Source organism: Desulfotignum balticum DSM 7044, from assembly GCF_000421285.1.
GTDB lineage: Bacteria > Desulfobacterota > Desulfobacteria > Desulfobacterales > Desulfobacteraceae > Desulfotignum > Desulfotignum balticum.
In genome coordinates this window covers 3,883,003-3,902,403 of record NZ_ATWO01000001.1, presented here as the reverse complement: position 1 = coordinate 3,902,403, position 19,401 = coordinate 3,883,003, and the positions used below count along the sequence as shown (strand labels likewise).

General features: G+C 45.2%; 13 protein-coding genes and 1 pseudogene. 5 read left to right on the top strand and 9 right to left on the bottom strand.

All coding sequences use genetic code 11. The features are described from left to right. Positions 1–19 precede the first annotated feature (19 nt). Positions 20–909, bottom strand: a pseudogene (locus tag K365_RS28525) (ISAzo13 family transposase). Positions 910–1,376: 467 nt separating this feature from the next. On the opposite strand from K365_RS28525, the gene K365_RS0119540 reads away from it, so the two are divergent. Both K365_RS0119540 and K365_RS0119535 read left to right on the top strand, forming a co-directional pair. Continuing rightward, positions 1,377–1,634, top strand: coding sequence for a pilus assembly protein PilP (locus tag K365_RS0119540; RefSeq protein ID WP_084489915.1), 258 nt, complete (start codon positions 1,377–1,379; stop codon positions 1,632–1,634). Between the two features lies 1 nt (position 1,635). Next, positions 1,636–3,885 (top strand): type IV pilus secretin PilQ, encoded by a 2,250-nt coding sequence (locus K365_RS0119535; RefSeq protein ID WP_156887748.1) that lies wholly within the window; start codon positions 1,636–1,638, stop codon positions 3,883–3,885. Here the strand turns inward: K365_RS0119535 and K365_RS0119530 are convergent. The 4 genes from K365_RS0119530 to serS are packed head-to-tail and all read right to left on the bottom strand — an operon-like array spanning position 3,882 to position 8,866. Continuing rightward, the gene (locus K365_RS0119530) at positions 3,882–4,631 is read right to left on the bottom strand and encodes a tetratricopeptide repeat protein (RefSeq protein WP_024335930.1); all 750 of its coding nucleotides are present in this window, start codon (positions 4,629–4,631) and stop codon (positions 3,882–3,884) included. The two genes, K365_RS0119535 and K365_RS0119530, sit on opposite strands and share 4 nt — an antisense overlap. A 26-nt stretch (positions 4,632–4,657) precedes the next feature. Further along, positions 4,658–6,058 carry a LysM peptidoglycan-binding domain-containing protein gene (locus K365_RS0119525; protein ID WP_169432967.1) on the bottom strand — a complete coding sequence of 467 codons (1,401 nt, stop codon included), beginning with the start codon at positions 6,056–6,058 and terminating at the stop codon, positions 4,658–4,660. A 29-nt stretch (positions 6,059–6,087) separates the two neighbouring features. After that, positions 6,088–7,596, bottom strand: coding sequence for a threonine synthase (gene thrC / locus K365_RS0119520; RefSeq protein ID WP_024335928.1), 1,509 nt, complete (start codon positions 7,594–7,596; stop codon positions 6,088–6,090). Further along, positions 7,586–8,866, bottom strand: coding sequence for a serine--tRNA ligase (gene serS, locus K365_RS0119515; protein WP_024335927.1), 1,281 nt, complete (start codon positions 8,864–8,866; stop codon positions 7,586–7,588). Before serS ends, thrC begins: the two co-directional genes overlap by 11 nt. Before the next feature lie 181 nt (positions 8,867–9,047). Here serS and K365_RS0119510 point away from each other — a divergent pair, with 181 nt between their 5' ends. Continuing rightward, a complete protein-coding gene (locus K365_RS0119510; RefSeq protein WP_006967412.1) occupies positions 9,048–9,635 on the top strand; it encodes a 5-formyltetrahydrofolate cyclo-ligase in 588 nt (195 codons plus the stop codon). A gap of 124 nt (positions 9,636–9,759) precedes the next feature. On the opposite strand, the gene K365_RS0119505 is transcribed toward K365_RS0119510, so the two are convergent. The 4 genes from K365_RS0119505 to K365_RS0119490 form a co-directional block, all read right to left on the bottom strand. Beyond that, entirely contained in the window at positions 9,760–10,230 is a 471-nt protein-coding gene (locus K365_RS0119505) for a hypothetical protein (RefSeq protein WP_156887747.1), read from the bottom strand. A 137-nt stretch (positions 10,231–10,367) separates the two neighbouring features. Beyond that, complete coding sequence (locus K365_RS0119500) at positions 10,368–10,847, bottom strand: hypothetical protein (protein WP_024335925.1); 480 nt, start codon at positions 10,845–10,847, stop codon at positions 10,368–10,370. Between the two features lie 64 nt (positions 10,848–10,911). Further along, complete coding sequence (locus K365_RS0119495; protein ID WP_024335924.1) at positions 10,912–14,730, bottom strand: hypothetical protein; 3,819 nt, start codon at positions 14,728–14,730, stop codon at positions 10,912–10,914. A 201-nt stretch (positions 14,731–14,931) separates the two neighbouring features. Further along, positions 14,932–17,016 carry a hypothetical protein gene (locus K365_RS0119490; protein WP_024335923.1) on the bottom strand — a complete coding sequence of 695 codons (2,085 nt, stop codon included), beginning with the start codon at positions 17,014–17,016 and terminating at the stop codon, positions 14,932–14,934. Between the two features lie 629 nt (positions 17,017–17,645). Between K365_RS0119490 and K365_RS0119485 the strand changes: the two genes are divergently transcribed. Then, positions 17,646–18,302, top strand: a complete 657-nt coding sequence (locus tag K365_RS0119485) for a protein-L-isoaspartate(D-aspartate) O-methyltransferase (protein WP_024335922.1) — start codon at positions 17,646–17,648, stop codon at positions 18,300–18,302. Continuing rightward, positions 18,295–19,395, top strand: a complete 1,101-nt coding sequence (locus K365_RS0119480; RefSeq protein WP_024335921.1) for a DUF368 domain-containing protein — start codon at positions 18,295–18,297, stop codon at positions 19,393–19,395. Before K365_RS0119485 ends, K365_RS0119480 begins: the two co-directional genes overlap by 8 nt. The last annotated feature ends 6 nt before the right edge of the window (positions 19,396–19,401 follow it).

The window sequence follows — 19,401 nt, the reverse complement described above, 5'->3', positions numbered from 1 at the left end:
TAAAATAAATTGAACATAATTAGTTTTTTCCTGGTATCGCCCTATAATTCCATTTCCCCAGATAATCATCGAAAATGATTCTCATGGTCTCTTTAAAATTATCAGCATACTTTCTTCCGGTCTGATATATTTTTTTTATAATGTGGGCTTTAACTTCCAAACCTGTTCGTGTTTTTGTATTTTCAATCAGTTCTTTGACATAGTCGTGACTTTTTAGGATGACCCCTTTTAAAGACCTGGTAATGTGAGGGAATAGTCTATGTTCTATAGGATTCCATTTTGATGTATAGGGGGGAAAATGTGCCATGCGAATTTCTACTCCGATTTCATCTACCAGATTCTGTAAATCTTCTTTGAAAATATAATGACGGGCTGAATTGCTACCACCACCATCAGCAAGGATGAGGATTGAAGTACAATTTGGATATTGAAGCTTTCCATAATTTTTCCACCATGCCTTTATCGAGTCACAGGCAAATTCACTTGTATCCTTACTAACGCCTATGTTTACATAGGCGTTGTTTGATTTTAAATCATAAAGACCGTGGGGAATCACTATCCCTTCAGCAAGATATGGAAAATCATGATCGTAGACTTCAATTGTACCCGTACTATAAACTTGACCATCCCGGTATAGATTCCCTAAAAGTTCTTTTTTTTTGTGTCCATACTTATCACCGGATTGCCATCCAAGAGGTATTGTTCTTTTAACTGCGTAATCTTTTCAAATTGTTCGTTTCGATTTTTAGAGGACCCAATAGACAAATTTTTAATGGCCTTACGCTTTGTGAATCCATGTTTTTTTAACAATTTTTTAACCACGGTTACACTGATGTTGATTCCTTCTATTTTCATTTTGGATGCAATTTTTTTATGACTTAAATTGGTCCAACGAATCTTTGCATCCATTGGGTCACCAGCGATATGGTCGTCAATGACTTTGAGGAAGACTTCATCTATATTTTCAATTGTTTCTATGGCAGGCTTCCTTCCTCCTCCTTTTTCACGAATTCTATTTTGAGGTTTTATCTCTGGGTTCTTTAATTCCTCAATCCCTCGACGGATGGTATTTCTACTACATCCAAGGAGTCTGGAAATATAGGATATCCCGCCGCGAGGTAATTTTAGCGCTTCTACAGCGGCATATGTCCGTTTTTCCAGTTCTGAAAGTTGAGAATGGGTTTCTTGGATTAAAATTTCCATGTCACTGCTATATGGTGAAAAGAGCTTAGGTCCTGGTTGCTTCTTTTTTTTATGCATAATCATTGGTGCCTTGTTTTTTAACTGGTTATTATGGCACCATAACTATTACATATTGAAAATGAAATGTCTAGATTTTTATAACCTACTGATATTATGATACTTTTGATCAGGTTATTGAATTTCTATTCCTAAGTCAGATCAGGCTGGTGGCAGTGGTGATCGGAGAAAACAAAAAAATCGCCATGGTGGAAGAAGCCACCGGAAAAGGCTATGAAGTCAGAATCGGGACCTATATGGGAAAAAATGGGGGACAGGTGGTGGATATTCAATCGGACCGCATTGTTGTGAAAGAATTGGTGGCGGATTTCAAAGGGATTGTGACCGAGCGTTTTCAGGAATTGAAACTACATAAACCAGACAATGGGGAATAATATGGCTTTTTTTCAGCGTGACACCATGATTGAGCGGGTACTGAACCGGATGCTGATGCTGATACTGGTTCTGGTGCTCGGGGCCGGATGCACATCGTTGAAATCCGGGACACCGGAACCCACCGGGACCTTGATTCAAAATGACACCCGCAGCCGGGTCAATTATCTTCATAAAGTGACCATGTCAACGTCTGATGATCAGATTGCCATCCATATTAAAACCGAGCAAAAGCCGACCTATACCTCCATCAAACAGGATTTTCCCTTAGGCGTTGCCGTTTATCTGCCGGATACGGTATTTTCATCGGATTTTGTACAGCCCCGCACGTCTGCGGGCCCCGTGGCAGCCATCCGGTCTGAATACGCGGACCCGGAAAAAACGACCGTCAGACTCGACGTGCTACTGAATCAGGACCTGGCCTATGAGGTGCTGGAAGAAGCAAACGGGTTGCAGGTGGTGCTGAATCTTCCTGATTCCCGAATCAATGCGGCATCTGTATCGAAACCGGAAATAAACACATCCGCCCAGGATACGCGATTGCCGCAGGTGTCTGCCCTGTCAGCCGAACCATCCGCCGCCCGGGTGACCGGCATTGAATTCAACCCTGATGAAACCGGTTACGCAGACATACAGGTGACCACGACCGAGTCGGTGCCCTATGACACGGCCTGGAAAACAGATGATCAACTGGACCTGATTCTTTACAATGCCCGGATACCTGAGCGTTTGCAGCGTCCTTTGCTGACACGATACACCGGCACAGCGGTTGACAGTGTCACCCCGTATCCGAGATCGGTTGATGATACAGATGCAAGAATTGAAATCCGGATCCGGGAAAAAGTACCCTACCAGGTGGTCCAGGATGAAAATCGGATTTTTCTGCGATTTGATCCTGTTTATCCGGTGTCCTCAGCCGGAGATGCTTTTAATCCGGCTACCCTGAAGCAACCTGCTCCGGTCGGTCTGGCAGCGATTAACACAGATCCGCCCGGATATTCCGGAGAAAAGATCAAGCTGGATTTTTTTGACACGGACATTAAAAATGTGTTCCGGATACTTCGGAGTGTCAGTGGATTGAATTTTGCCGTGGACAAGGATGTCCAGGGGAAGGTCACCATGACCCTGGAAAAACCGGTTCCCTGGGACCAGGTGCTGGACCTGGTGTTGAAAATGAACGGACTGGGCAAAAAGATGGAAGGGGATGTGGTACGCATTGCCACCATTCAGACATTGAGGCAGGAAGAAAAAGATGAGCAGGAGGCCATTGATGCTCAGAAAAAAGCCCTGGAACAGAAAAAAAGCCTGGAACCTCTGATTACAGAATATATTCCCATCAGCTATTCCAATGCCAAAACAGAGATTGAACCGCATATCACCTCCCTGCTGACGCCGGATCGAGGCAGTATTTCCGTGGATCAGCGCAGCAACATGGTCATCGTGACCGATACCCGGGAGAAAGTGGATCAGATTCAGGAAATGATTTACCGTCTGGATACCGTGACTCCCCAGATCATGATTGAAGCCAAAATTGTGGAAGTCACCAAAGAATTTTCCAGGAATATCGGTATCGGCTGGAACCTGACCAATGATCCCGCGATCTCTTCCGGGTTTGTCAATGATATGAATGTGTCCGTGAATACCCCCATCGGCGATGGTGGGATGAACGGAGATTTTTCATTTTTCCGGCTGTTTGGTGCCTCTCGACTGGCATTGAACGCAAAGCTGGCAGCATCCGAGGCAAGAGGCGATGTAAAAATCGTATCTTCGCCACGCATATTGACACTTGATAACAAGGAAGCCAAGATTAAGCAGGGGTTAGAGTATCCCTATCAGTCAATAACAGGAACGGGTGATTCTGCAACGACGGAGACGGAATTCAAAGAAATTAATCTGGAATTGATCGTTACCCCCCATGTGACCCCGGATGAACGCATTTCCATGCAGGTCTTTTTGACAAAAAATGATATTGCCGGAATCGCCACTACGGGTGAACCTTACCTGAATACGAACGAAGCCAAGACGGAACTGCTGGTAAATGATAATGACACGGTGGTGATCGGAGGTATTGTCAAAACGGTCAAAAACAATAGTGACGACGGCCTTCCTTTTTTGTCCGGAATACCGATCATTGGTAATATGCTTTTTGGTACCAACCGGAAGGAAGATAATCGAAATGAACTGCTGATTTTCCTGACCCCGTCCATTGTTCAACTGGAACAAAAACGGAACCCCGCCCGCAGTTCAGATTAATTCAAAGCAGACAGACGCTTGGCGGCGGTTTTTTTTAATTCGGAATGTTTTTTGGCATAATGCAGTACATTCTGCCAGGACTGCCTGGCTTCATTTGTCCATCCTTTTGCCTCATAGGCTCGGGCCAGGTCCGCATGCAGAAGCGCGGATTCCGGATGCTCCATAAGCCGGGCCGTTAAAAACCGGACGGCATCATTTTCCCGCCCGGTTTCAAGAAACACCACAGACAGTCCATGGGCCGCCGTCACAAATCCGGGAGACAGATCCAGGGCCTGGGAAAAATAGGTTTCAGCTTGCATGTAATCCTGTTTTTCCAGATAGGCCCTTCCCAGATTGGACAGAGGAAACTGAGGGGTGGGATACAGCAGATCTTCAAGCACATCTTTAAATGCTTTGATGGCTAAGTCCCATTCCTTTTGTCGCAGATGGGCCGCACCTAGATTGTTCAGGGCTTCCGTGTAATCCGGTTTCAGCGCCAGGGCTGTCTTGAAAACGGGAATGGCCAGGTCATCCCTGTTTTTCCCCATGTAGGCCAGCCCCAGGCTGTTCAATATATATGGGTCTTTGGGATGCATTTTGCGGGCTTCCAGCAGCTGGGTCAGGGCGGCCGTATAATCTCCCTGCATCAGAAACGCTTCTCCCTGTATCTGGATGGCTTCCGCCAGTTTGGCATCGTCTTTAGGTGCACCGGCGCAGGCACAGATGGAAACACCAAGCAGAAAAATGCAGAATAGTGATTGTTTCATAGGGTATCCTCGATGGTAGAATGACGTCATGGTTGAAGAAATACATGTTGAATCTGGCGGGTTTCCAGAAAAGACCGGATCACCGGTGTTATCGGAGATGATGAGATGAACACCCGGTTCGATGATTGTTCGCCATAAACACCTGCCAGTGTTTCCACGGTTCCCTGATACGTAAAAGAAGGATTGTGCCACACCTGATAGCCCAGTGCGGATAACAGATGTTGTATCTGTTTTTGCCGATCCTGTTTCGAAGAAAAAGAAACGACTTTAAACGCCATTTGTTCAATGGCATCAATCCCCTGGCCGTAAACCGTGCCGAAATTGAGCAGCAGATCCGGCCGGTTGGGTATTTTTACCCGATCCAGCCGGACGGAAACCGGAATCTGATTCACATGGAACCGGATGGTTTCTTCGGGGATATAGTCGTATCCCGCATGTGTTAAAATCTGAAATATCTGTTCTCTGGACAAATGGTGTTCCGGAAAGGACGGCTCTGGCTTCAACTGAACCCGATTGTGAAAAATCGTTTCAATGGGTTGGATTTTCATGTGTTTCCAGTAGGATGAAATCGTTTGACGTACCGCCTTGTTTTGAAGCGGATTCAGTGGTGACTGATGTGAAAGGATCAGAACGGTTTTTGGGGGTTCTTTGGTTTCAATCACCGGTGTGGCAGACAGATCCAGCTCAACTTGTTTTTGTCCGTTTCTTCCGGGAAAATATAATTTTCCCTGATGAATCAATCTGCCGTTGATGGCGTTTGCATAGTCCTGCAACCGCTGCAACTGAATGGAAGAGATTGCCGTGGTTGTCGGTGGAGGGGTATCGGTTGGTGGCGGGTCCGATGGGATCTTTTGCGTGGATGGTACCGGAATTTTTACCCGGTCTCCCGGGTGAATCCGGTGAATATTTTTGATATGCGGATTTAATTGATAAAAAAGTGTTTGCCCTTTCTGGGTAATGCTGCCGCCCTTGTTCAAAAAAACAGGATCCAGCAATGCAGATATGGTGTCTCCGGGCGCAATGGTATATTCAGAAAAAGAAACAGGAGATTCTGCAGATTCAACCGTGTCATGAAACTCCACCACCGGGATTTTAATATTGCCCTCCCTGTCCACTGTGTAATCGTTTTTGTCTGTGATTTTTAAGGGAATAAGGATCCGGGTGCCGGTGGTGATGGTATCAATGTTATGAATATGGGGGTTGAGCTGTTTGAAAATGGAAATAAATAAAGGGAAATCCTGTTCAGAGATTTCTCCTTTTTTCTTGAAAATTTTATACAGCCAGTCATTTTTTTGGACAATATAGGGTTCACACAGGACATCCCGGCCTTGGTAACTGAAGATGGAATAATGTTTATAGGACGTTTTTATGTGTTGAACACCCTGGCTCTGGCCCATTCCTGTCAGCGCAAGGAATATGCAGATCACGCATGCCAGGAATGGGGGGGCAGGGATTCTCATGGATCAACAGGGGTCAGGTCCATTTTTTGCGCGATTTTTTCAGATATTTCCTGAACAAACTGCGCAAATTCCGATTTTTCAAGGCGTTTTTCCTGGGACTGGACCAGATCGGGATTTTCCGGAGAGACCAGTTCCGGCAGGTTCACCCGTTCCGGGTCCGGCACGATGTGATAGGGTCCGGGAATCCGGTTTTTAAAATACAGGTCCTGGAACTCGGAAAATTTGATGGCGTGGGCCGTGGCATCCAGCACAACGGTTTCATTCAGGGCAATCAGGCCCATGGCCTTGGCTTTGACAAGCCCGGCCAGGCATTCTCCGCCCTGGGTGCAGGCGATATGCCCGTTCTGATTGGCAGTGAGCTGCCAGTCCATGATGGCCTGTTCCGTCACCTGGACAAAGAACACATTGTTTTGTCCTGAAGCCTGGTTGTATTCTTCGGCAATGGCCACCACCCGGGGCATGGATACGGGATTGCCGATCATGGCGGCCTGGGCCACACTGGGCCGGGTATCCACCGGGGTGAACACCCGCCGGGCTTTGTCCGGCTCCAGGTAATACTGATACACGGGATCTGCATGTTCCGACTGGACGCCGATGACCTTGGGCAGCCGGTCGATGATCCCGGCTTTGAAAAATTTGAGAAACCCGTTCATGACCGCGGAAATATTGCCGGCATTTCCGATGGGCACCACCACAGCCTTATGGGTCATGTTCCAGTCAAAATCCTGGGCGATTTCATAGGAATAGGATTCCTGGCCCAGAATCCGCCAGGCATTTTTGGAATTGAGCAATGCCACGGGGTACCGGGTGGACAGTTGTTCCACCACCTTCATGCAGTCATCAAATACGCCGGGAATTTCAAATACCCGGGCACCGCTGCCTAAAGGCTGTGACAGCTGCTGGGCCGTGACTTTTTTGTGGGGCAACAGCACAGCCGACTTGATCAAAGGACCCAGGTAGGAGGCATACAGCGCGGCGGCCGCCGAGGTGTCTCCGGTGGAGGCGCATACGGCAATCACATCGGAAACCAGTCCCTGGTCGATGAGATACTTGATGCTGGACAACGCAGATGCCATGCCCCGGTCCTTGAAAGAGGCACTGGGGTTCTGGCCGTCGTTTTTATAAAAAAATCGGATTCCGACCTTTTCCTGGAGAAATTCAGAGGCTTCTATCTGCGGGGTATGGCCTTCTCCCAGATAGATAATGGAATCCAGCGGCAGTATGGGGCCGATGAATTCGTGATACCGGTAGATCCCTTTCAACGCAGGGATCTTCAACATCTTTCGATAGTCAAAAATCTGCTGCCACAAGGTGCCGGACAGTTTGTGCAGCTCCTCCTGATGGCGGTTATGGATCATGAGCACGGCATTGCATTTCGGGCACACATACAGCAGTTTTTCCACGGAATGCTGCGCCCCGCACCCCAGGCACTGATAATACAGCTCCCCTTTGGGCTTGGGAATGAGATGGGGCCGGATATGTTCTGGAAACAGATCAGTTTTCATTTTTGATCGTTTTTTGACCTCCCATGTATGGGATGAGCGCTTCGGGAATGGTGACCGTTCCGTCGGGCTGCTGATAGTTTTCAAGGATGGCGGCAAAGGTTCTGCCCACGGCCAGGCCGGACCCGTTCAGGGTATGGCAGAATTCGGGTTTTTTGGCATTTTCCCGCTTAAAGCGGATGTTGGCCCGGCGCGCTTGAAAATCCAGGCAGTTGCTGCAAGAAGAGATCTCTCTGTATTTGTCCTGTCCCGGCATCCACACCTCGATATCATAGGTTTTGGTGGCGGAAAAGCCCAAATCTCCGGTGCACAGCGTCAGAACCTGATAGGGAAGTTCCAGGCGCTGAAGAATGGTTTCGGCATTGGCCAGCAGGGATTCCAGCTCATCAAAGGAAGATTCCGGGGTGGTGATCTTCACCATTTCCACTTTGTTGAACTGGTGCTGCCGGATCAGCCCTTTGGTGTCCCGGCCGTAAGACCCGGCTTCAGACCGGAAGCAGGGGGTGTAGGCCGTGAATTTACAGGGCAGATCCGCCTCCGCCAGAATTTCATTGGCATAGATATTGGTCACGGGCACTTCTGAGGTGGGAATCAGAAAATAGTCCAGCCCTTCCAGCTTGAACAGGTCTTCCTCGAATTTGGGCAGCTGGCCCGTGCCGGTCATGGTGGCGCGGTTCACGATAAACGGGGGAAGGGTTTCCTTATACCCATGTTCCCGGGTATGAATGTCCAGCATGAAATTGATCAACGCCCGTTCCAGGCGTGCGCCGGACCCCATGTACAGCGGGAATCGCGAACCCGCCAGTTTGGCGGCCCGGCCCAGATCCAGAATCCCTAAGTTTTCTCCAATGTCGGCATGATCCTGAATCGGAAAATCGAATTGCCGGGGCGTGCCATAGGTTCTTTCCAGCCGGTTTTCCGTATCGTCTCGGCCTTTGGGCACATCGTCATGGGGCAGGTTGGGCAGGGTGATCAAAAAGGAATGGATGGCGGTTTCCACTTCCACCAGGTCCTGGTCCAGATTTTTAATGGTTTCGGACACGGTCCGCATCTCTTCGATGCGGGGCTGGGCATCCTGGCCGGACCGTTTCATTTTTGCAATGTCATCGGACACCACATTGCGCTGATGGCGCAACTGTTCGATTTCCAGCAGCAGTTTTTTTCTTTTTTCTTCGTTTTGAAAAAGGGGTGAAAAGTCAATGGGGGCATTCCGTTTTTCCATCCCTTTCTGCACCGTGTCCAGATGGTTGATAATATATTTTAAATCCAGCATTTTTGTCCTTCTCAATCCGTTGAGATATGGATTGTCCTAGTGTCATGTCAAGGCTTTCTTTCCCAAAGAATCAAATAACATGGGACTTGTGAACAGTCAATGGATTATTGCAGGTTGACAAGCGATGACTTGTGTATAATTATTTGGAATATTTTTTTGGAATCATAAGGAAAAAAAGATTATGGAAGAGGTGAAAAACACAAGCAGCAACATACTGGTGCAGGTGGCTGAAAAATTGGATGAATTCACCAAACCCGAGCTGGAAGCCAAATATGAGCAGATTCAGGCCAAAGTGTTTGAATTCGCCAATTTCAGAGAAGCCCAGATTTCTTTCATGTATACATCGGGCAATGATCAGATTCCCATGGAGCCGATCATCCGGAAAGCCCTTCAGATTGAAAAAGCGATTGTTCTCCCGGTTTTTACAGACACGAAAAATGTGTTCAATCTTTGTAAAATATCCGATTATGACAAGGATCTGGGCTTGAACAAAAACGACATTCTGGAGCCGGACACGGAAAAATGCAAGAAAGTCCTTCTGGATGACATTGACATTGCATTTATTCCGGGACTGGCTTTTGATGACAAAGGGGGCCGCATCGGATTGGGCAACAACTATTACACCCGCCTGATCACCCGGCTGCCGGAAACCTGCCGGAAGGTGTCCCTAGCCTTTGAAGAGCAGATCGTGGAGCAGATCCAGATGGATTCCAGAAAACACACCGTGGATATCATTATCACTGACAAGCGGATTATCTACAAGATATAAATTTTATAATGCCCGGTCCGGATCATGAGCATCGGTCCGGGCCGCACATGTTTTCTCATTGGAAATTTATTCAAACTGCTTCCGCAGTGTATGGATTTTTTTGCCGTTCAATCGACGGTTTCTACTATCCGACATCAACGGACCCGGTCAAATGGCGGGCGATGCTGGTTTTTATGATTTCCCTGTATTTTAAAAAGCCATCCTCATTGAAATTTTTAGATCGCTCATTCATAAAACCATGCATGAATTTTGTCTTAAAACATGTCACGTTATTATTGATCTCTAATTTTGAAATTATCGCATCAACATCATATGCAGGCTCTGCCTTTGCAAAATATAACTCAATCTTTATCTTTGGTTTTATTTCCAGAGAGTTCCGAATCTGGGAACTGTAAAAACAGATACCTTTGAACGGTTCTGCTTCAATATGATGTGAAACCGCCCATATGGCGGACGCGCCAACACTGAAGCCCAGAATCACTGTTTTTTCCGGCTTTTTGCCTAAAAGCTTCTGTTTCAGCAGATCAATATAATTTCCAAGGCCGGTTTCCGCATGAAATGCGCGGTAAGCCTGATTTTCATTTTCAAAATTCATATACCGCCGGTGATATGGATCCAGTATTTCAGTCTGGATTTTTTTTTCATCAAAATAATCGGCAAGATCATCCAGGGCTTTTGTTCTGCCGAATATGTCGGAAACTATGAGAAGATTCATTTATAGCAACGTCATATTCAGCGGTTTGTTTGCTGTATTGTTTTGTCGGCATGGCGCTCAAAGTAATTCACCAGCAAACTTTTCCACTGGCTGATAAATTCTTTGAATTCAGAAGATGTGAATTTTTCAATAAATTCATTGCTTTTCCTGCTTAAACCGATATATTCGTAGCTGACTACCACCTGCGTTTGAGTATCACCTATTTTTTTACACTGGACAGTAATAATCCCCACTTTATCCTTGGGTTCGACCTTGTAAAACTGCACAAAATGAGATTCCGGCCGATATCGTTTTGTCAGCCAAATTGCGTCAGTGGAAGCATGGTCATGATTTTTTGTCAAAAATATATAGTCCTCATGAAGATCCGTTGATCCCATGACATTCTCATACTCCCAGCCCGGAACCCATAACTTTTCCCCTTCTGCACTGAACAAAGGAAACAATCTCTGTATCGGCTGCCTGATCTGAAAATCCGCCGTATGTTTGACGGTGCTCATAATATCTCCTGAGTGCTAACCCAAATAAGCGGTTTATCCGTCTTCATTTGGATTGTTGAATTCGCTAATCGAATCTATGTCGATGCTCTAAAACTGAGCGTTTTGCATCTTCTCTGTAACTTTTTCCAAGTCCGCGAAGAGTAGTAGCAAGCCTTGAAAAGCCCTTTTTATCTGCTTGGTCGGCTATTTCCTCCCACTTTTCTGCAAGCTTAATTTCCTCTTCGCCGCCAGAAAAACCGTAAGTACCTCTGCTGTTGAAAATCTTAACTTCAAGACCAAGCCGGAAATTTTGATTCTCTTTCGAATCAAGCAACTCACAAGCAGGTTCCGCCCACAGGCCATCCTCATCTTGAGGGACATGGAATAAAACTTCACCTATTTTCTGGGAGGCAATCTCCCAGTGGCCAGTTTCCAAGCATTCTTCTTTAACTGAATTTGTCCATTTATGTAACTGTTTCCCGTCAAATGTGCCATCAATCAATAAACCCGGTGGATGATCCCAATCCATCAACAAACGATAGGCTCGTTCGGCAATTCGTTGAGCAGTTTCATCTGTTTCAGGTTTTATATCAGATTCTTCTTTGACTTCTTTTTTTGAACGGAAAATCATTCTTATAACTTCACAGAAAAATTTAGAACGTTCAGCTAAATGGCGATATAGGGTGCGAGGTTGAGAACCACTATATTTATCTAAAAGGCCAAGAAATTTTACTTCCATATTAGCAAGGCGCTCTTCGTTAACGGTTTTATCCTTTTGGAGGTGATCAATAACTTCTTGTATGGAGTGTGAGTCAACATGGTGATTATCATTAAATGTCTCAAGAGCACGGAGGCATAATTCATTAAACTTATCCCCCCAAAGCCTTCCTATCCAAAAACATTGAATGGCGGCATCGGAACGTCCAGTTCTAATCAATTGGTCGATCGCATACTCTATTCTATCGAGATGATTGCGATCTGGATGTGCACGTGCACGTTTCCAATACTCTGGTTCTTTTTCGCCCAGTTCCGCGACTATGCGCTTCCACACCTCATTCTCAAATGGAAGTGCAGAAAAGAATTCAGCCTTTGCAGACACAGACCAGGATGACCGGTCCATACTATCAACCCAATCCCATTGATTAATGTGGAAACGACGCCAGATATAACTGATAGAAAACTTTAAATCAGCTTCGATACCCGATTCCAACATTTCAGGAAGAACACTTAAATCGTCTGGTTGGTCAGCAACAAACCCGTAAGCATTTCCGACTTCATGTGGTGATTTTACGGAACGCCAAAACTTTTTCAAACTTTCAAAACCACCACGGTTCAACATTTCCTGTATTGCATCAATTCGACGCTGAAGTAATCTATTCCTCTGCTCTTCCCAATTTCCCTTTTCATTATAAAGGTCTGAATCCCGTCCTGAGAAAAGTCTCTTATGTCGAACTTCGGGTTCCTCTGGTTTGAGTTTATTAGCAGTAACAATTAAATCATTTAGTGATTCTTCTGGCACCATCCAAGCTTCACTGTCTTTATACTTCTTGTGATTGGTAATTTTTGTACTTAGAGCTGTCCATAGCTCAAGTCGTTGATTGTCGGATAAGCTAAGGATAGCATCAGATTCAAGGCGATTAAGAAGCGATTCTGCAAAATTACTATATTTCGGATGCAGATGAAAATAAAACGGCAGTAATTCTATAAGCCGTGTTGGGCTATCTCCGGCAAGTTTCAGAGCTATATCCGCATAGAAAGCTTCATCTCGCCATCGTTGCTCCCAAGTAGCCCCATCTTTCCAATCTTCTGGAATAAAATTATGCCATTTAGGTCGGTATGTACCGCTTGAAGTAGAGTGCCGTTGCGGTAGTAAACCCAACAGGAGTTTCCAAGCGACTTCTGGGTGTTCACGAACAATTAACTGGACCGCACTATGTCGTTTTTCAGAATCTGCAACGGTTCTTGGAATCCAAGGCAGTAATATAGTGGCGAGTGAATTTGCAGGTCTGTTTGCCCATCTACCTCCAGGATCAACCGATGCTAAATTTGCGAGGATACTACATACACGGATTAAATAATCACCGCTCCAGGCCAATAGCTCCAAGGCCCAAAGTAAACCTGTTATATAACTACTACCAAAAAAGGCATCTCCTTCTTCTGCAAAGACACCAGAAAATGGTTCCTCTGGTTTTTCACTCGCTCCTCCAACAGCGCTTAGAAATGCATCTGGTGATGCTTCCGCAAAAAGTGGTAATACATCATTAAGGCTAGCCCACTGTCTCGAATCAGCCTCGGCTAAAAGAGAATTCACAACCTGATAGACTACTTGCTTTGGCATTCCATTTGGGCAAGCTGTTAGGGATTCTCCATGTGACCCCAACAGAGCCAATGTTTCTGCGAATCCTTTCCGAATATGATTTGAGTATCGTTGCCCTTTTCCAAAAATGCTACTTGCATGGCGCTGGTCTTTAGGTAAGTCTAATCTTGGGTCAATTTCTGAAAGAACTGTAATTGATAGTTTCTCAAATCGCTTGATAACTTCAGGGCCAATCAGTTTGCTGAGGTAGAGCCACGGTTCATAGCGCGACGTAAATTTCCAGCGACCATTAAAAAATTGCAGGGGAGTAGACTTGACGCTGGCAGCTTTTCGAATTTTAATTATCCACTCCCCGTATATTTTTCCCGAAAGATTTTCAATAGCCTCTTGGTCTCCCTCAGATTCATCATTCCATTGACCGATTAGCTGGGCGATAGCAATGTCACTTGCTTCAGATTGAGTAGCCCATTCTGGATGGGCAGACAGGTTTTGAATTAATCGGAGCAAAGCGTTCAAATTACGACCTGAACGATTTGTGAGAGATCTAGCCCTTTCATCAGTATAACCAGCTTGAACCAAAGCCTCTTTCATTTCATATGTGGTAGGATTTAGAAGTTCACAGGCGTTTCCATGTGGTGACCCACCAGGTGCAGTCGAATAAATGACTGCGTGTCGTCTTCGTAAAGCCCTTTGAATTAGCTGTGGTCCAGATTCACTATCCAAGTTGAAATCCGCTATAAACACGTGCGACTCATTAAGTGAACATGCCTTTTTAAAGGCCTCCTCAGAGTTGAAAATCAACACACGATTTTGATGATCTAAACGTTCTTTTTCAGATAGCGAAGCAATATAGGCACTAACAAAATCTTTTGGATGTTGCGGAAAACGAGTATCAAGTCTAAGTTGGGTATCGTTTTGTTCCACAATTAAGCGTTTGACTTTTTCACAAGCTTCCTGCCGCCCCTTTGTAAATAAATCTGGGATAAGCGGTGGTGGTTCACCAAAAGCACTAATAATCTGCCAATAGTACTCTACTGTATCAAAGTCTTCTGGTAGTTGGCCAATTGTCTCTCCTAACCAATGGCCGACGGCAGGGAATTGACTAACCCAATCCGTCAATAGAGTTCCATCTAAAACCCGTATATCTTTCCATTCATTAAGAGCTCTTTTGTCTGAACGCCAAGTTTCTACCCCTTCTGGTTTCCAGGTATCTTTCCAATCACGACGACCAGAAAGCGGGGTTACGAAAATAAAAGTTGTTTTTTGGCGAACTTCTTCAGGGGTATCTCTGGTGGAATCATTATAATCCCGATTTGCTTTAGCGCGAGCATCAACATTAGTACCGACCTCCCAAATGCTATTTCCCTCTGGAACAAAAGGGTTAAAATCGATAGCCGTTTCTAACTCCCCATCAGCCCCATGTTGTCCAATACTGTCTCCTAATGGAAATCTTCGATAAGTGGGAGAAGGGCAAGAAGCACAGACAAGCCGCCATAATAACTCCACTATTTTACCTTGTGCTATAGAAGCATTACCTCGAACCCAACTGTCAAGCTGGTTTTCTGTAACAATTTGAGAAATTGCCATAATCGCAATCCTTTTGGTCTGTTTTCGTCTTTTCTAATGAAAAAAATTTTATGAGTTGACCATCTCCTTATTTCATTTGTAGAGAACGTGCTTTTCAGCGGCCGCGGCTTTTTGCGGTCCGCTGAAAAAGATTTGTTGTGCAATTCTATTTATTCAACTCATTAAAATGGCATGAAATTGATCGGTATGACAAATCCCCTATTATGATTTTTTCCATGCATCCCAAGATTTTGCTATCTCGTCTACATCAATTTCTTCAAAGTCAGTTATTTTTTCCATATAATTAGCTTTAAATTTCTTTGCTTTCAAAAGTAACTCGGCATCTTCAAGATTGTCTTTTTCAATTTTTGCAATTTCATCAAGTATTAATGCCCCTTTAACTAAAACCTTTTCGCTTTGATGTTTTGCAAAATCGACAATTGATATCATTTGTTTTTTTGATGCAGATGGTTTGGCTAAAGAGAATAAATCAATAAGCGAAACCGGAGTTACGACTTCATAGGAGCAATTATTTATTAATTTATAACTTGCATGGTTTTTATCCCAGGTGCACAGAATTTTTGCTATGCCTGAGGGCATGGATGTTCCGCAAAGGTACTTGATCATTTTTGCATCATGTTCAATTAAAATTTCAGGTTTCTTTCCATAAGCACCTTGAGAGATCTTCTCTAAATCAAAAAAAATTGATCTATAATGTTTTTCATTACACGCAAATGTGGAGATATTGTATTTTGCTAAAATGTTAGCAAATTCAGCGGAGCACCTATCTCTCCATCGGAAAAAGGTTGTGTTATCCATCTCTGAAGTTATCTTTTTTAAATCAAGACCGAAGACACTGACATAATCCTCAAAAGGAATGGCATTAGTTCCTTTTTTTATTGAATAGTTGGTATAATGGCTAACGAAGGCATTATCAGAGAACGATAGATCTTTATCAATCCCAATTAGGTATTTATAATTCCTGCAGGCATCAATCAAATGGGCTGCTATTTCCTGTACATATAAATCCGGAATGAGGGCTGTAAAATTGTGTTCTCTGATATGATCGTATAATAGTTTACCCGAGTAACCATATCGATATTCTTTTGCTTCATACAGAAGGCCGCAGATCATTGGGATGACCACAGACGAATCTAAATAAATATATGCGCCTTGTTTCCCTCCAAGTGCATTTAAGAGATCCATGGATTTTGCATTGACTAAAGAGAAAAAAAGTTCTGCTGCAAGAATCCTCGCTCCAAAAGGACTTTCGGCGACTGTATCAGCTATTAATTCAAATAAAATTTCTACATTTTCAATCTCATTGTTTTCGATTAATAGTTGTTTTATCTGCAAATAACTTTCGAGTTCATTATTTCCATTGGACGTTGATCCTGAAATCTGAAAATGACCTAAAGATTTTGCGATTTCAACTATCTTTTCAATTAATAAATCGAAGCCGTCATCATCCAAATATATATCATTCGAGTCAATGAGTGTGCGAATTTGATTTTTTAACTCCTCAAAATCTCTTTTACCCGAATCTCTTAAACCATTATATTTTTTTTGTTCTTCTTCGGAAAGGTTTAATAGATTGTTAACAGACAGTAAATCTCCTTTTTGTAATAAACTGTCGATTCGGGAATTGATTAAGGTATGCTGATTCTTCGACAGTTGACTTTGATTTTTAATTACATCAATTAGAACCTCGCGTTTAACGCCTTCTCCTAAATCACAGAGATAAGATTTAATAAGGCTATCAAAAATTTCCGTACGAAATTCTTTGGCTTCTGAACCAAAAATTAAAATAGATGCTATTGCCTCTTGTTTAGGGGAGAAAATGGAGACATCTCTACCTATAGCCTCTTTTAAATCCAAATTTAAGATCGAAAATAATTCTTTTACTTTATTGTGTTTTATAAATTCAGAAGCGATTGCTTGATTGTCAAATTTTTGAACAGAAACACCTTCTGATAACAGTAATTCCGTTGCAATCGACCTGAAACTATTTTCTGGAATTCTTCTGTTTGAAATAAAAATACACATTTTCGAATCAAAATTTTGCTTGATTTTTGATACGTCAGAAGAGATTTTTTTTCTCCAATCTTTTTCTACAGATATTTGAATCGGTATGTTCAAATCCTTCGCCTTGTCGATGTAAATTTTAAAATCTTTTCCTCCATCATATGGGCCATCACATAAATGGGCGCTACGATAACCAAACAAATCGAGAAAAACTAATGATAACGTTCGAAATTCAGAAACTCCGGCAGCTTCAATATATTTTGCAAGGCTATCAATATTCATGGCACACCCCTGAAAAAACTATTACGATTTAAATTTTTGGAAAATTATCCGGCTACCCTATTTTGTACCTGCTTTGGAACGCTAATGTTAGATTTTATCGGGAGATCAACTTCTCCGTTTCAAAGCACAACAAGTTAATGTGCGGGTTCTGTATATCATTCTCCATTCAATATCCAACTGGATAAAAATACAGACTGAATTTTATCTGATCCGGCCAGAAACCATATCATTCCAAAGCTGAAGTTTTCATAACACCTTTTTTAGCAGCAGGCAACCTGCATTCGGGAAAAGGTCCTCCGGTTCCGGGTGGGGACAGGTATGCGGCGGTTGAGGGGCCGGGCAGGTCAATTTTGTATCAACGTCCAGTGGCGGGGGGTGGTTGTTGGTGGAATCCCATTTTGACGCGTTTTCTACAGGCTGTTGGGCATGCGAAGCGTTAAGAACGGCAAACTGTTTGAGGACATACCTGCCCGCAGTTTTTGACGTTCCGCTTCGCTGCGCCCTACAGCCTGTAAAACGGGGCAAAGGGTGAAACCAACAACCGCCCCCCGCCACGGGTCCTTCGCAAATCACCCCACCCCTGCGGTATCTGCTTGACGCAACCCGGACATGCTGGTAAGAAGGACTGCATGAATGACGAGCCCAAAAAATTCGCCCGGTGGCGCCAGGACATGGTGGAACGCCAGATCATTGCCAGAGGCGTATCCGATCCCCTGGTAATCAAAGCCATGACCACTGTTCCCCGGCATCTGTTCGTGAGCGAAGCCCTGATGGACACAGCCTATGGAGATTTTCCCCTGCCCATCGGCGAGGGTCAGACCATTTCCCAGCCCTATATTATTGCTGAAATGACCCAGAGCTTAGGATTGAAAGGATCGGAGCGGGTCCTGGAGATCGGCACCGGTTCCGGGTATCAGGCCGCCATCCTGGCCCACATTGCTTACAAGGTGTACACCATTGAGCGGAATCCGGTTCTGTACCGCCAGACCCGCCAGCTGTTTGACCGGCTTAAAATTCACAACATCGTGACAAGGTATTCCGACGGCACCCAGGGATGGAAAGAACAAGGTCCGTTTGACGCGATCATGGTGACGGCCGGTGGCAACCAGATCCCGCCGCCGCTGGTGGAGCAGCTGGCCCCGGGCGGTCGCCTGGTCATGCCCGTGGGCGGGCATTTCACCCAGGATCTGATCAAACTCACCCGCACCGATACCGGCTTTCACCAGGAGAACCTGGGGGGATGCCGGTTTGTCAAACTCATCGGCCAGCACGGTTGGAATGAATAATATCAAAGAGCTGCTCATGGGGGTCTGCCTGGGGGCTGCCAATATCATTCCCGGGGTTTCCGGGGGCACGTTTCTGCTGATTTTCAATATTTACGAGCGGGTATTCAGCATCATCAACTGCATCTCCCGGCCGTTGCTGGTGCAGGCCGCCGGCCTGGCCGGCCGATGGCTCCGGCATCCTTTGCAGAAATACACGTTTGGGGCCGTCACCTCGTTTTGTAAAGAAAATGATTTTGCCTTTCTGTTCAAGCTGATTGCCGGTGCGCTCATTGCCATTGTCGGGCTTTCCCCCGTGATGAAACATTTACTGACCCATTATTTTTCCTTGACCTATGCCTTTTTTTTCGGCCTGATCTTAGTGTCGATTCTGATTCCCATCCGGCTGATCCCGCGGTTTAAAATTTATTTGCTGGGTTTTGCCTGTTTAGGCGCGGCCCTGACGGTGATGGTGTATGTTCAGGTGAATCCCTATGACCGGATGAAACACAAATCTGATTTTTATCAGACGGTTTATGAAAGCCGGATTCAAGCACAAACGGACCGGCCGGACAATGGGGCTGTACCGCCTGCATTGCCGGGGGCGGGTGCCGAGTATCTGTACGCGGCCCTGTGCGGAGCGGTTTCCATTTCCGCCATGGTGCTGCCCGGGATCAGCGGGTCCCTGGTTTTGATTCTGATGGGCGCGTATTATGATGTGCTGTCCGCCATATCGGCCCTGCCGTTTTTTCGTGTGGAGGCGATACTGTATCTGGGATGCTTCGGCCTGGGTATTCTGGCGGGCGGACTTTTGTTTGCAAGGCTGATCAGTTTTGTGCTCAGGCGATTTTATGATGCCACCATGGCGTTTCTGCTGGGGCTGATGCTGGGGTCGTTGTGGGCATTGTGGCCGTTCAAGCAGGTGGCCGCACTGGAAACCCAGTATGTCCGGGAAAACAGCATCGTGACCCGGCTGGAAGACGTGGTTGTATACACCAATGTCAATGTGGTGCCGGCCATGGATGGTCAGATGGGATGGGCCGTGATCCTGTTTCTGGCAGGCTGCGGCATCATGTATGGATTTGTGCGGGCCCAGGAAACAAAGACAACTCTGTAACACGGC

Excerpts from the sequence above, each read along its gene's own strand:
- K365_RS0119535 (WP_156887748.1), top strand. The coding sequence starts at position 1,636 with ATGGCTTTTTTTCAGCGTGACACCATGATTGAGCGGGTACTGAACCGG.
- K365_RS0119530 (WP_024335930.1), bottom strand. The coding sequence starts at position 4,631 with ATGAAACAATCACTATTCTGCATTTTTCTGCTTGGTGTTTCCATCTGT.
- thrC (WP_024335928.1), bottom strand. The coding sequence starts at position 7,596 with ATGAAAACTGATCTGTTTCCAGAACATATCCGGCCCCATCTCATTCCC.
- serS (WP_024335927.1), bottom strand. The coding sequence starts at position 8,866 with ATGCTGGATTTAAAATATATTATCAACCATCTGGACACGGTGCAGAAA.
- K365_RS0119510 (WP_006967412.1), top strand. The coding sequence starts at position 9,048 with ATGGAAGAGGTGAAAAACACAAGCAGCAACATACTGGTGCAGGTGGCT.
- K365_RS0119505 (WP_156887747.1), bottom strand. The coding sequence starts at position 10,230 with ATGAATTTTGAAAATGAAAATCAGGCTTACCGCGCATTTCATGCGGAA.
- K365_RS0119500 (WP_024335925.1), bottom strand. The coding sequence starts at position 10,847 with ATGAGCACCGTCAAACATACGGCGGATTTTCAGATCAGGCAGCCGATA.
- K365_RS0119495 (WP_024335924.1), bottom strand. The coding sequence starts at position 14,730 with ATGGCAATTTCTCAAATTGTTACAGAAAACCAGCTTGACAGTTGGGTT.
- K365_RS0119490 (WP_024335923.1), bottom strand. The coding sequence starts at position 17,016 with ATGAATATTGATAGCCTTGCAAAATATATTGAAGCTGCCGGAGTTTCT.
- K365_RS0119485 (WP_024335922.1), top strand. The coding sequence starts at position 17,646 with ATGAATGACGAGCCCAAAAAATTCGCCCGGTGGCGCCAGGACATGGTG.
- K365_RS0119480 (WP_024335921.1), top strand. The coding sequence starts at position 18,295 with ATGAATAATATCAAAGAGCTGCTCATGGGGGTCTGCCTGGGGGCTGCC.